At 64.8% G+C, this 12,143-nt stretch carries 12 protein-coding genes; 7 read left to right on the top strand and 5 right to left on the bottom strand.

Annotated elements, in window-relative coordinates; genetic code table 11:
• Nucleotides 1-147 precede the first annotated feature (147 nt).
• On the top strand, nucleotides 148-531 hold the full coding sequence (locus tag A9762_RS02065; protein ID WP_069340348.1) for a nuclear transport factor 2 family protein: 384 nt from the start codon (nucleotides 148-150) through the stop codon (nucleotides 529-531).
• A 303-nt stretch (nucleotides 532-834) separates the two neighbouring features.
• Here A9762_RS02065 and ybiB read toward each other — a convergent pair whose 3' ends face one another.
• Nucleotides 835-1,791 carry a DNA-binding protein YbiB gene (gene ybiB, locus A9762_RS02060; protein WP_069340474.1) on the bottom strand — a complete coding sequence of 319 codons (957 nt, stop codon included), beginning with the start codon at nucleotides 1,789-1,791 and terminating at the stop codon, nucleotides 835-837.
• A 163-nt stretch (nucleotides 1,792-1,954) separates the two neighbouring features.
• Between ybiB and maiA the strand changes: the two genes are divergently transcribed.
• Together maiA and A9762_RS02050 are read left to right on the top strand one after the other, a co-directional pair.
• On the top strand, nucleotides 1,955-2,602 hold the full coding sequence (gene maiA / locus A9762_RS02055) for a maleylacetoacetate isomerase (protein WP_069340347.1): 648 nt from the start codon (nucleotides 1,955-1,957) through the stop codon (nucleotides 2,600-2,602).
• Nucleotides 2,603-2,618: 16 nt separating this feature from the next.
• Nucleotides 2,619-3,245, top strand: a complete 627-nt coding sequence (locus tag A9762_RS02050) for a LysE/ArgO family amino acid transporter (protein WP_069340346.1) — start codon at nucleotides 2,619-2,621, stop codon at nucleotides 3,243-3,245.
• A 105-nt stretch (nucleotides 3,246-3,350) separates the two neighbouring features.
• Here A9762_RS02050 and ftsY read toward each other — a convergent pair whose 3' ends face one another.
• A complete protein-coding gene (ftsY, locus tag A9762_RS02045) occupies nucleotides 3,351-4,610 on the bottom strand; it encodes a signal recognition particle-docking protein FtsY (RefSeq protein WP_083253562.1) in 1,260 nt (419 codons plus the stop codon).
• Between the two features lie 468 nt (nucleotides 4,611-5,078).
• Between ftsY and A9762_RS02040 the strand changes: the two genes are divergently transcribed.
• Nucleotides 5,079-6,506: a M16 family metallopeptidase gene (locus tag A9762_RS02040; protein WP_371442384.1), complete on the top strand. Its 1,428-nt coding sequence runs from the start codon at nucleotides 5,079-5,081 to the stop codon at nucleotides 6,504-6,506.
• Between the two features lie 12 nt (nucleotides 6,507-6,518).
• Entirely contained in the window at nucleotides 6,519-7,967 is a 1,449-nt protein-coding gene (locus A9762_RS02035; RefSeq protein WP_069340344.1) for a pitrilysin family protein, read from the top strand.
• Nucleotides 7,968-8,086: 119 nt separating this feature from the next.
• Here A9762_RS02035 and A9762_RS02030 read toward each other — a convergent pair whose 3' ends face one another.
• Both A9762_RS02030 and nodI read right to left on the bottom strand, forming a co-directional pair.
• On the bottom strand, nucleotides 8,087-8,968 hold the full coding sequence (locus A9762_RS02030; protein WP_069340343.1) for an ABC transporter permease: 882 nt from the start codon (nucleotides 8,966-8,968) through the stop codon (nucleotides 8,087-8,089).
• Nucleotides 8,961-9,878, bottom strand: coding sequence for a nodulation factor ABC transporter ATP-binding protein NodI (gene nodI, locus A9762_RS02025; protein WP_069340473.1), 918 nt, complete (start codon nucleotides 9,876-9,878; stop codon nucleotides 8,961-8,963). The genes A9762_RS02030 and nodI overlap by 8 nt, the downstream gene beginning before the upstream one ends.
• A 167-nt stretch (nucleotides 9,879-10,045) precedes the next feature.
• Between nodI and rsmD the strand changes: the two genes are divergently transcribed.
• Both rsmD and coaD read left to right on the top strand, forming a co-directional pair.
• The gene (rsmD, locus tag A9762_RS02020; protein ID WP_069340342.1) at nucleotides 10,046-10,639 is read left to right on the top strand and encodes a 16S rRNA (guanine(966)-N(2))-methyltransferase RsmD; all 594 of its coding nucleotides are present in this window, start codon (nucleotides 10,046-10,048) and stop codon (nucleotides 10,637-10,639) included.
• Between the two features lie 55 nt (nucleotides 10,640-10,694).
• Nucleotides 10,695-11,189, top strand: a complete 495-nt coding sequence (gene coaD / locus A9762_RS02015) for a pantetheine-phosphate adenylyltransferase (RefSeq protein WP_069340341.1) — start codon at nucleotides 10,695-10,697, stop codon at nucleotides 11,187-11,189.
• A gap of 148 nt (nucleotides 11,190-11,337) precedes the next feature.
• On the opposite strand, the gene A9762_RS02010 is transcribed toward coaD, so the two are convergent.
• Complete coding sequence (locus tag A9762_RS02010; RefSeq protein WP_069340340.1) at nucleotides 11,338-12,141, bottom strand: transporter substrate-binding domain-containing protein; 804 nt, start codon at nucleotides 12,139-12,141, stop codon at nucleotides 11,338-11,340.
• Nucleotides 12,142-12,143 lie beyond the last annotated feature (2 nt).

The following is a 12,143-nucleotide window of genomic DNA, read 5'->3' as shown; positions in this document are numbered from 1 at the left end:
TTACCGGGCGGGAAGTTTCCGGTGTCTCGGGGTTTTCCAGCACCCCCCGTCAAACGGGAGAAGTCACTGGCGCAAACGTGACTCGGATGGTGTAAATTGCAACCCAAGCCGCGAGCGAATAGTGATGGCGAAGACGGGAGGATCAGCATGGCTGGCAAGCACATTGACGAGGTGCGGCGACGCGAATCGGCGCGCTTCGAGGCGATGATCGACGGCAATATCGACGTGCTCGAAACGCATCTTGCGGATGGTCTGTTCTACGTCCATTCGAACGGCAAACGCGAGTCGAAAGGCGAATTTCTCAACGCCCTCAGCTCGGGCCGCCGGAAATACGCCGCCATCGATGTCACTTCCCAGGAGCTACGCGAGTTCGGCGACACGGTCGTCGTGACTGGCAAGCTCGACGTCGAGCTGGAAACCGCGACCGGCTCACTCAACTCCCAGATGATCTACACCGCCGTGCATGTGCTCGAAGCCGGTGTCTGGCATCTGATCTCGTGGCAGGCGACCCGCATGGCGCCGTCGGACTGACATCTCCGGCGGCGCTTTTCCATGCTTCCCATGGATTGCTGCGTCACTTGCCTCTCGCCCGACACGGATCGGGCGTCCTCTCCAAAACAGAAGATTTGATGACTTTCGGGATGAATTGTTCCGAAAAAATCGGATTATTCTTGGACATTTCGCGTTTGCGCCGAAATTCGAGCGAATAGTCGACGTTGCGGGCGTAATACGGAGGGAGAGCGGCAGGAAACCTGTCTCACGTAGCGACGCCAAGCCGCTACGACGGTCGGTATCGTCGGTGTCGGGCGCCAGATCGCGTCGCGACCCCGCCGATCAACCCGTCATCCCGAGTGCCTGACGAATGACTTCGACCTGACGGGCGATCGGGGCGGGCACCGGAACGTCGCCCGCAAGCACGGCTTCGATCCACCGGGCGGTGGCCGGCGCGTCGGCGGCCGGGAGCGACGGCGGGGTGCCGGTGGCGCCTTCCTCGGCCGATTGCCACAAGCGGTAGGTGCCGTCCGAGAAGCCCTCGATGGCGGTCTGACGCCGGGCGTCCGCGACGGGTTCGCCTTCGGTGCCGCGAGCGAGCAGCACGCCGGGGGCTGCGCTGTTGGTAGCGTTGGCAAACATCTCGCCCAACGTCTCCCGATACTCCGGATGGGTGTAGTTCACCAGACGCAGCGCCGGCCCGGCGAACGGTTGCAACAGCTTGACGACCGTATGCCCAGAATTGCGTACGCCCAGCGGTGCGCGCATCTCCAGCAGGCGCTCCAGCGCGGGCGAGAGCGCGGCGATCGGCAGGTAGGCGACGCGCCGGGCGCGAAGTGCCGCTTCGGCTTCGGCGGCCGAGCCGCAAGCGTGATGCCCCAGTTCCGCGAAGATCGCTTGCGTGCCCACGCGATTCACTCCGCTGTGATGTTGCCCGTGGACCAGCACGGGGATGCCCTCGCGCGCGAGCAGCAATGCCAGCAGGGGCGTCAGATTCGGCTGTTTTCGCGCGCCGTTGTAGCTGGGCAGGAGCACGGGAGGCGGCGCATCGGCCGGTGCGACGAGCGGCGTGAAGGTGGCATGCGCCGCGTCGAGCATGGCGCGCAGTTCGACGGGGGTCTCGCCCTTGATGCGATACGCGATCAGCACGCCGCCCAGCTCGGCGGGCGACACGCGTCCTGCGAGGATGGCGTCGAACAGCGTGCGGGTTTCGTCGGCGCTCAGCGCACGGGCACCTTTGGCGCCACGGGCGATGATCTTGAGCAGCGGGGCGCAGGCAAATGGGGCAGCGGAGGTCATGACGTTTCTGTCGACGTTCGTGGACGGATGCGAGGATGCATCCATCATACGCAATCATGTGTCATCGGGGCGAGCGCTTGCAGTACCATCTCGGGTTCGGATGCGACGTCTGACGCCGGTCACGGCGCACGCATCTCCCCCATTTCCGCTTTCGAGGTCTGCCATGTCCACGCTGTACAGCTATTTCCGCAGTTCCGCCGCGTATCGGGTGCGTATCGCGCTGAACCTCAAGGGGCTCGACTACGACACCGTACCGGTGCATCTGGTGCGCGACGGCGGCGAGCAGCTCAAGCCGGCCTACCGCGCGCTCAACGTCAATGCGCTGGTGCCGACGTTCGTCGACGGCGACGTGAACATCCACCAGTCGCTCGCCATCATCGAGTATCTGGAAGACGTGCATCCCACGCCTGCCCTCTTGCCGGCGGACCCTGTCGCACGTGCACAGGTGCGTGCGCTGGCGCTGGATATCGCGGCCGACATCCATCCGATCGACAACCTGCGCGTGCTGCGTTTCCTCAAGCACGATATGGGCGTGACGGAGGAGCAGAAGAACGCCTGGTACGTGCACTGGATCGTGGAAGGCTTCACGGCACTCGAAGCGCGCCTTGCGGCGCAGAAGGCACCGGGCAAGTTCGTGTTCGGCGACACGCCGACGCTTGCGGACTGCTGCCTCATCCCGCAGATCTACAACGCCAAACGCTTCAAGGTGGACCTCACGCCGTACCCGCGCATTGCGGCCATCGACGCACACTGCGCCACGCTCGAAGCGTTCCAGCGCGCAGCGCCTGAAGCCCAACCCGACGCAGAGTAAGAGAGTACGCAACTCGATGATCGATCCGGCTTTCTGGCGGGGCATGGCGCTCGGCGCCAGCCTCATCATGGCAATCGGTGCACAGAATGCATTCGTATTGCGTCAGGGGATTCTGAAGCGTCACGTAGGCGTGGTGGTGACGGTCTGCGCGATCTGCGACATGGTGCTGATCGCGGCGGGCGTGGCTGGCATGGGCGGCATCATCGCCGCCTATCCGAGCTTCATCACGATCGTGACGTGGGGCGGCGCGGCGTTCCTGTTCCTCTACGGCCTGCGCGCGTGGCGTGCGGCGTTTCGTGGCGTGGGGGCGTTGCAGGCTGACGGCAGCAAGGCCGCCACGCAGAACATGACGTGGCAGCGCGCAGTCGTGCTCGTGCTGATGCTCTCGCTGCTCAACCCGCACGTGTACCTCGACACGGTGATTTTGCTCGGCGGCATCGGGGCGCGCGAGACGGCGCCCGCCAACGTGTGGTTTGCCGGCGGTGCGATGATCGCGTCCGTGCTCTGGTTCACGACGCTGGGCTACGGCGCGCGGTTGCTGGCGCCGCTGTTCTCGCGCGCTCGCGCGTGGCAGATCCTCGACGGCTTCGTCGGCCTGATGATGTGGGGGCTATGCGCAGGGCTCGTCGCGCAGCAGATGTAACGACCGTTGAGGGATGAAAAACGAACGGCCCGCCACGAAAGTGTGCGGGCCGTTGTTTTTGCGTGCGTTTGCGTGCTCCGGTGACGCCTATGACGCTGACGACACTTATCCGAGCAACGCGTCGGCGAATTCACGTGCCGAGAACGGTTGCAGGTCTTCGACCTTCTCGCCCACGCCGATGAAGTACACCGGCACCGGACGCTGACGTGCAATGGCCGCCAGAATGCCGCCCTTGGCGGTGCCGTCGAGTTTCGTCACGATAAGGCCGGTGAGCGTCAGCGCGTCGTCGAACGCCTTGACCTGCGCGAGTGCGTTCTGGCCGGTATTCGCGTCGATCACGAGCAGGACTTCGTGCGGCGCGCCGTCGGCGGCCTTGCCCAGCACGCGCTTGATCTTCTTGAGCTCTTCCATCAGATGCAACTGCGTGGGCAGACGGCCTGCCGTGTCTGCCATCACGATGTCGATCTTGCGGGCGCGCGCGGCGCTTACGGCGTCGAACACGACGGCGGCCGGATCGCCGCTTTCCTGTGCGACCACGGCCACGTTGTTACGCTCGCCCCAGATCGCCAGTTGCTCGCGGGCAGCGGCACGGAACGTGTCACCGGCGGCGAGCAGCACGGACTGGCCGTAGTGCTGGAAATGCTTGGCGAGCTTGCCGATGCTGGTCGTCTTGCCCGCGCCGTTCACGCCGGCAATCATCACGACCATGGGGGCTTCGCGGCCCAGCACGAGGCTTTGCTCCAGCGGACGCAGCAGCTCGACCAGCAGGTCGTGCAGGGCACGCTTGACCTGTTCGCCTTCCGTCAGACGCTCGGTCTTCACCTTTTTGCGCAGGGCGTCGAGCAGGAACGTGGTGGCTTCCACGCCCGCGTCGCTCATCAGCAGCGCGCCTTCGAGTTCTTCGAACAGATTCTCGTCGACCTTCACGCCGACGAAGATGCCGGTAAGGCCGGCGCTCGTCTTCGACAGACCGGCTTTCAGGCGGGTGAGCCACGAACGCTTGGCGGCCGGTGCCGGGGCAGGTGCCGCGACGATTTCGCCGATGGCTTCGCCCTGAGAGTCCTTGACGACCACAGGGGCCGGCACGGGGACGGGAGGATCGATGGCTTCGGTACGCTCGACGGCCTCGGCCGCTTCGATCGGGGCGGCGGCTTCGACTGCCTCAACCGCCTCAACCGCCTCAACCGCCTCAACCGCCTCAACCGCCTCAACCGCCTCAACCGCTTCAACCGGTGCCGGTGTAGGTACAGGTTCAGGCGCCGGTGTTTCCGCGATGTGCGGCGTCACGGCGGGTACGGCGTCAACCGGCGCGGCAGGCGTTGGGAAATTAGCCTGAGCCGGCTCGGACGGCGCCGCATTTTCCACGGACGCAGCTACGGGAGCCACGGGGGGAGCAGGCGTGGGCTCTGCAACGGGCGTCACGGGCTGAGCGACCGGAGCGGCCTCGACGACAGGCGCGGCAGGCTGGATCGGCGCCGTCTCTGCGGCCGGGCGCGTGTCTGCCTGCGGCGACTGTGCGGGCGGTACTGGCGGCGCAGAAGGGGCTGCGGGCGACGCGACGGGCGTTTCGGCGTCGGGTGAGGCTTGCGATTCGGTCGGTGCCGGGCTCGTCTCGGCGGCCTTGTTACCGCCCGACTTGAAGCGCTTGAAGAAACTGAACATGGGGTGAAGAACTCGACGTGGGGGCGCGCTATCGGCGTGCGGCTAAGAATTGTCGTGCCATTCGCGTCGCACAAAACGCCCTACAATGGGCAGGTCGTTGTTTCCGACGCGGGAAATGCGACGTATTTTATCAGACGCGAATCGACGTCCATGAAGGGCGAAAGGGGATCCATGACGGGAACCATGCGCTGGCGACACGCCTTTGCCGGACTGGCTCTGGCGGGTGTGATGAGCCTGGGCCATGCCGCCGACGCCGTTGGCAACAGCGGCAGCAAGACGACGGACAACACTTCGGAATTCACGCTCTCGAACGGCCTCCGGCTGATCGTACGCGAAGATCACCGGGCACCGACGGTCGCCCACGTGGTCTGGTATCGCGCCGGATCGCTCGACGAGTTCAACGGCACCACCGGCGTTGCGCATGCGCTCGAACACATGATGTTCAAGGGCACCAAGACCGTCGGTGCGGGCCAGTTCTCACGCCAGGTCGCCGCGCTCGGCGGCCGGGAGAACGCCTTCACCAGCAAGGACTACACCGGGTACTTCGAGCAGACGGAGAAGTCGCGTCTGCCGGAGATGATGCGTCTCGAAGCCGATCGCATGGCCAATCTGACGCTGTCTGCCGACGAGTTCGCCAAAGAGATCCAGGTCGTGATGGAGGAGCGCCGTCTTCGTACGGACGACCAGCCGCGCGCCCTGCTCTACGAGCAACTGATGGCCACCGCGCTCGTCGCGAATCCGTATCGTCGCCCTATCGTCGGCTGGATGGACGATCTTCAGCACATGACCGTGCAGGACACCCGCGACTGGTATGAACGCTGGTACGCCCCGAACAACGCTGTGGTCGTCGTGAGCGGGGATGTGGACCCCGCTCAGGTCAAGGCGCTCGCGGAAAAGTATTACGGCCCGATCAAATCGCACACGCTGCCTGAGCGTCGGCCGCAGAACGAGCCGGCACAGATCGGGGTGCGTCGTGTGTTCGTGAAGGCACCCGCAGAGAACCCGAACGTGATGCTCGCGTGGCGCGCGCCGCGTCTGAACGACGTCGAGAAGGATGACGATGTCTATGCGCTGCAAGTGCTCTCCGCCGTGCTCGACGGCTACGGCAATGCGCGTCTGACGAGTCGTCTCGTGCGCGAGCAGCGCATCGCGAACGATGTCGGGGCGAGCTATGACGGCGTGGGTCGCGGCCCGCAGTTCTTCATCATGGACGCGACGCCTGCGCAGGGCAAAACCCCCGAGCAAATCGAGAAGGCATTGCGCGCACAAGTGGCCGACATCGCAGCGCACGGCGTGACGGAAGCCGAACTCAAGCGCGTGAAGGCGCAGGTGATTGCGTCGCAGATCTACAAGCGCGATTCGGTCTTCGGGCAGGCGATGGAAATCGGTCTGAACGAGATGTCGGGGATTTCGTGGCGTCAGATCGACCGCATGCTGGAGAAGGTGAAGGCGGTAACGCCCGCGCAAGTGCAGGCGGTGGCCGGCAAGTACTTCGGCGACGAATCGTTGACGGTGGCGACGCTGGTGCCGCAGCCCATCGACGAGGCGACACGCAAGCGCCGCGCCCAAGGGGCGGAAGACCTGAAGAACATGCGCTGAGAGGGCCACACAATGATGAACATTTCCGCACTGTTGCGTGCGTTCTCCGTGCCCGCGCGAACGGGCCTGATGGGCTCCGTGGCGTCTGTGGCTGCGGGCGCGCTGGTGAGCCTCGTGCCGCTCACGGCGAGTGCCGCGTTGCCGATCCAGAGCTGGATCGCGCCGTCCGGCGCCAAGGTGATGCTCGTGGAGAGCCGCTCCATTCCGATGATCGATCTGAACATCGATTTCGATGCCGGTAGCCGTTACGACCCGCCGGGCAAGTCGGGGCTGGCGTTGCTCACGGCCGGGTTGCTCGACTCGGGCGCGGCGGCGACGGGCGGGCGTCCCGCGCTGAGCGAGGCGCAGATTGCCGACCGTTTTGCCGATGTGGGGGCGATGGAAGGGACGAGCGCCGGACGCGACGCCGCGACCGTCACCATGCGTACGCTGTCTTCGGCGGCCGAGCGCGATGCTGCCGTGAATACGCTGGCGCAGTTCCTGCAACATCCCACGTTCCCTGATGCGGTGCTCAAGCGCGAGACTGCGCGCCTGTCGTCGGCGATTGCCGAATCGGACACGAAGCCGGAAGCCATCGCCGAGAAGGCGTTCCGCAGCGCGATCTACGGCAGCCATCCGTATGGCGTGACGCCGACGGTCGCCAGCGTGAACGCAGTCAAGCGTGACGATCTGCTGCGCTTCTATCGCGACATGTACAGCCCGAAGCGTGCCGTCGTCTCCATCGTCGGGGATATCGATCGTGCGCAGGCGGAGAAACTCGTCGCGCAACTGACCGACGCAATGCCTGCCGGCATCGTGCCGCCGAAGATGCCGCCGGTCGCAGCGTTGCGCAGTGCTGTGCAGATCGACTTGCCGCATCCGGCCGAGCAGGCCCACATTGCGACGGGACAGGCGTCGATGGCGCGCAGCGACCCCGACTACTTCCCGTTGCTCGTGGGGAATTACGTGCTGGGCGGTGGCGGGTTCGTGTCGCGTCTGACGGCCGAGGTGCGAGAAAAGCGCGGTCTGACGTATGGCGTGTCGAGCGGGTTCGTTCCGCAGTTGCAGGAAGGGCCGTTCGAGATCAACTTGCAGACGCGTCGCGAGCAAGCGCCGGAAGCCCTCAAAGTCGTGCGTGAGACGCTGGCCGAGTTCGTGCAGAACGGACCGACCGACGAGGAGATGAAGGCCGCGAAGGACAACCTGACCAACGGGTTCCCGCTGCGACTGGACAGCAACCGCAAGCTGTTGGCGAACGTGGCGGCCATCGGCTTCTACAACCTGCCGCTGGACTATCTCGATACGTGGACGAGCAAGGTCGAGGCCGTGACGGCCGCGCAGGTGAAGGAAGCCTTCGCACGCCACGTGCAGCCGGATCGTCTGGCGACTGTCGTGGTGGGGCCGAGCAACGTCTTCGGCGCGGCAAGCGCCGGTGCTGCTGCACCGAGTGCTACGCCCGTCGCGAACAAGGCGGCTAAGTGACTAGGTCAGTGAGCCGCTAAGTGAGTCGCTAAGGGAGCAGCTAAATGAGCAGGTGAGGATGACGCGCGGTTGCCGGCGATCGCGCGCCATCGCTCACCCTTGCTCCCCCATTGCTCCCTTCATCGAAGAATCCGCCGCCGCAGCAATACCAGCGCCACCGCGAAGCCGACCACGGCGTAGATCGCCAGGGCACCGGCGTGCAGCCACGGCTGGTCGATGGCGCGTCCGAGCATGGCAGGGCGAATCAGCGCCACGGCGTGCGCGAGCGGCAGCCACTCGGTGATGTGACGCGCCGCGGCCGGCAGTTGCGACAAGGGGAAGAACACGCCCGAGAGCAGCAGCATCGGTGTCATCACGAGCGTTTGATAGAACATGAAGAAGTCGTAGCTCGGCGCGAGTGCCGTCATCACCATCGCCAGACTGGCGAACGCCAGACCGGCTAGCAGCACCGCGGGCAGTACGACCGCCAGACTCTCGACGCGCGCATAGCCGAGCACACTCGCCACGAACAGAATCGCCACGCCCGAGAGCACCGCCTTGCTCGCCGCCCAGACCACCTCGCCGAGCACAACGTCGCCGAGCGTGAGCGGCGTGTGCATCAGGGCTTCCCAGGTGCGCTGAACGTGCATGCGCGAGAAGCCCGAATACATCGACTCGAAGCTCGCGGAAAACATCACGCTGGAACCCACAGTGCCTGCGGCCAGAAACGCGATGTACGACGTGCCGTCGACGTCGCCGACCATCATGCCCAGCCCGAACCCAAGCCCGAACAGATAGATCATGGGGTCCGCCAGATTGCCGAACATCGAGGCAATGGCGAGCTTGCGCCAGACGAGGAAGTTACGCCGCCACACGCCCATCCAGGGCGTGACGCCCGGCAGATAGCGCGGGGCGTCCGGCGGTGTGCCGCGCGGTGTCGTCGTGCGCGGCGGCGCTTCTGCCGAGGTCATGGTCGACGTATCGGGGCCCGCCGTGGTCTCGCGTCGATCGTGCTCAGTCATCGCGCATCTCCCGTCCGGTGAGCTTGAGGAAGACGTCTTCCAGGTTGGCGCGCCGGTGCAGATAGCGAACGCCCGGCTGGTCGCGCAGGGCGTTCACGACAGGCGTGGCGTCGCGAACGTAGCAGAAGTGCGTCTCGCCGCTGGTTTCGATGCGCTCGGCGAGGGGGGCCAGGCTTGCGAGCAGCGGCTGGGGAACGTCGCCGAACACTTCCACGACATCGCAACCGATCTCGCGCGCGACCAGTTCCGGTGGCGTGCCTTCGGCGATCTTGCGTCCGGCATCGATGACACAGAGCCGATGGCACAGGCGCTCGGCTTCCTCCATGAAATGCGTCGTCAGCAGAATCGTCTTGCCCTCGTTCATCAGCGATTTGAGCCGCTCCCAGATCAGATGCCGGGCTTGCGGATCGAGCCCGGTGGTCGGTTCGTCGAGTACCAGCACGTCGGGGTTGTTGATGAGGGCGCGGGCCAATGTGAGGCGTCGCTTCATGCCGCCCGAGAGTTGTCCCACGCGGGCATCGGCCTTCGATTCGAGGCGCGCGAAGGCCAGCAGCGCGGGAACGCGTTCCTTGATGTCGGCAGAGGAGAGTCCGAAATAGCGTCCGAAGACGGCGAGATTCTCGCGCACCGTGAAGTCGGGGTCGAGATTGTCGAACTGGGGGACGACACCGACGCGCCGGCGTGCTTGCGGCGCCTGTCGCGGCACGGGCAGGCCGCTGAGACGGATCTCGCCGCTGTCGGGCGTGACCAGCCCGAGCAGCATGCGCAATGTGGTGGTCTTGCCTGCACCGTTCGGTCCCAGCAGGCCGAAGCATTCGCCGGGCGCGACGCGCAGCGACAGGTGATCGACCACGGGACGGCCGTCATAGGCCTTGCATAGCTCGGTTACCTCGATGGCGGCATCGGTCATGGTGGGGCGGGCTGTCTCCTGCGATGTGGTATGTTTCGCCTCAACAATGTAGCGTGAATTGCCATGATTTTGGATTTTCAGCGTGCGCAACGACGCGCGCGTCCCCATTTTTCCGCCGTCTGTGGCGTGTCCGATTCCGCCGATCCGGCGGTATTGCGGAGTCCGGCATGAAGTCCGGTCCGGGTAACGTCGCACGCGGCGCGCCGCAACAGGTCCGCATCATCGGCGGCCAGTGGAAGCGCACGCCGCTCCCGGTGCCGTCGGGCGACGGCCTGCGCCCCACGCCCGATCGCGTGCGTGAAACGCTGTTCAACTGGCTTGGGCAGGACCTGACGGGCATGCAATGTCTGGATGCCTTCGCGGGTAGCGGGGCGCTCGGCTTCGAAGCCGCATCGCGCGGCGCGCAGCGCGTGTTGATGGTCGAGGCCGCCGCGCCCGCCGTTCGTCAACTGCGTGCCAATCAGGCGAAGCTCGGGGCGAATCAGATCGAGATCGTGCAGGCCGACGCGAGGCGTCTGATAACCACACTCTCGCCCGGGGTTTTCGATGTGGTTTTTCTCGATCCGCCCTTCGCGAGTGGCTGGCTGAACGATCTGCTCGCACCGGCCGCGCGCCTGCTGACGCCAAGCGGTGTGATCTACGCCGAATCCGACATCCCGCTGGAAGACGATGCGCTCGCCGCGCTGGATCTCTCATGCGTGCGCCGCGCGAAAGCCGGAGCGGTGCATTATCATTTGCTTGAATCGATTCCGAAAACCTAGAGACCACAATGAACAAGTACGCAGTATCGGTCCCCAGCCGCGAGGAGACGTTGGCATGGTAGTGGCGATCTATCCGGGGACGTTCGACCCGTTGACCCGAGGACACGAGGATCTGGTCCGCCGTGCGGCGGGCATTTTCGACAAGCTCGTGGTCGGGGTGGCCGATAGCCGAAACAAGAAACCGTTCTTCACGCTGGAAGAGCGCATCGACATCGCGCGTGAAGTGCTGGGGCACTATCCCAACGTGAGCGTCGAAGGGTTTTCCGGCTTGCTGAAGGACTTCGTGCGCAAGCATCAGGCGCGCGTGATCGTGCGCGGTCTGCGCGCCGTTTCCGACTTCGAGTACGAGTTTCAGATGGCGGGCATGAATCGCTATCTGCTGCCCGACGTCGAGACGATGTTCATGACGCCGTCCGATCAATACCAGTTCATCTCGGGCACGATCGTGCGCGAGATCGCCCAATTGGGTGGCGACGTCAGCAAGTTCGTCTTCCCTTCGGTCGAGAAGTGGCTGGTCACGAAGGTCGGCGATATGGCAGCGAAGCCCTGATTCCACGTCGTTCGCCATGCGTCGTTCGTTGCGACGCAAGGACAAAACCCCGCAGCGTGTTGCCACACTGCGGGGTTTTTTGTTGCGCGCGCGTTTAAGCGCAATTACTTAAGTTCGATTACCTAACGCGTTGTGAGCGTCGCAAGCATCAGAAGCCCGTCGGCAACGGTGCCTGCATCCATTTCACCGACATGGCGTTCAGACGACCATCTGCCTTCGCCTTGTCGATGATCGCGTTCAGCTTCGCCACCATCGCCGTCTCTCCCTTGCCGACGCCGATGTAGCAGGGCGTTTCCTCGACCGGGAATTTCAGATCGAACGCGCGCTGCTTGCTCTTCTCGCGCACGGCGTTCGCGACGATGTTGCCCAGCGTGACCAGTTGCACCTGACCGGCCAGATACGACGCCGCCGTGGCGTTGTTGTCCTCATAGCGCTTGATGCTCGCGCTTTGCGGCGCAACGGCCGTGAGCGCCAGATCCTCGGTCGAGCCGCGCGTCACGGCGATGGTCTTGTTCGCGAGGTCGGCGGGCGTCTTGATGACGATGTCCTGCGGGCCGTACACGCTCTTGGGGAACGGCGCGTAAGCCTTCGTGAAATCAATGGCCTTTTCACGCTCGGCATTCTTCCCGAGCGACGAAATGACGACGTCGACCTTGCCGGTGGTCAGATAGGCGATCCGGTTCGTGCTGATGACCGGCACGAGTTCGACTTTCGCGCCGATCTCCTTGCCGATCAGCTCCGCCATGTCGATGTCGTAGCCGTGAACCTTGAGGTCCGTACCGATCGAGCCGAACGGCGGGAAATCCTGCGGGATGGCAATGCGGATGACGCCGGTCTTCGCGACGGTTTGCAGCACGTCGGCATGGGCGACGCCCACCAGACTTCCCAGCGACGCAACGACCACCGCTTGCAGCATCCGGCGACGGCCGGCTTGATGAAGGAACGCACGCATCG

It is taken from the genome of Pandoraea sp. ISTKB (genome assembly GCF_001721285.1).
GTDB classification, from domain to species: domain Bacteria; phylum Pseudomonadota; class Gammaproteobacteria; order Burkholderiales; family Burkholderiaceae; genus Pandoraea; species Pandoraea capi.
The sequence above is the reverse complement of the archived record's forward strand: the minus strand, read 5'-3'. Positions and strand labels throughout refer to the sequence as shown.

What these genes read in the sequence shown, in the direction of transcription:
- coaD (WP_069340341.1), top strand. Translation starts at nt 10,695, where the DNA reads ATGGTAGTGGCGATCTATCCGGGGACGTTCGACCCGTTGACCCGAGGA.
- nodI (WP_069340473.1), bottom strand. Translation starts at nt 9,878, where the DNA reads ATGACCGATGCCGCCATCGAGGTAACCGAGCTATGCAAGGCCTATGAC.
- rsmD (WP_069340342.1), top strand. Translation starts at nt 10,046, where the DNA reads ATGAAGTCCGGTCCGGGTAACGTCGCACGCGGCGCGCCGCAACAGGTC.
- A9762_RS02050 (WP_069340346.1), top strand. Translation starts at nt 2,619, where the DNA reads ATGATCGATCCGGCTTTCTGGCGGGGCATGGCGCTCGGCGCCAGCCTC.
- ybiB (WP_069340474.1), bottom strand. Translation starts at nt 1,791, where the DNA reads ATGACCTCCGCTGCCCCATTTGCCTGCGCCCCGCTGCTCAAGATCATC.
- A9762_RS02040 (WP_371442384.1), top strand. Translation starts at nt 5,079, where the DNA reads ATGACGGGAACCATGCGCTGGCGACACGCCTTTGCCGGACTGGCTCTG.
- A9762_RS02035 (WP_069340344.1), top strand. Translation starts at nt 6,519, where the DNA reads ATGATGAACATTTCCGCACTGTTGCGTGCGTTCTCCGTGCCCGCGCGA.
- A9762_RS02065 (WP_069340348.1), top strand. Translation starts at nt 148, where the DNA reads ATGGCTGGCAAGCACATTGACGAGGTGCGGCGACGCGAATCGGCGCGC.
- A9762_RS02010 (WP_069340340.1), bottom strand. Translation starts at nt 12,141, where the DNA reads ATGCGTGCGTTCCTTCATCAAGCCGGCCGTCGCCGGATGCTGCAAGCG.
- A9762_RS02030 (WP_069340343.1), bottom strand. Translation starts at nt 8,968, where the DNA reads ATGACTGAGCACGATCGACGCGAGACCACGGCGGGCCCCGATACGTCG.
- maiA (WP_069340347.1), top strand. Translation starts at nt 1,955, where the DNA reads ATGTCCACGCTGTACAGCTATTTCCGCAGTTCCGCCGCGTATCGGGTG.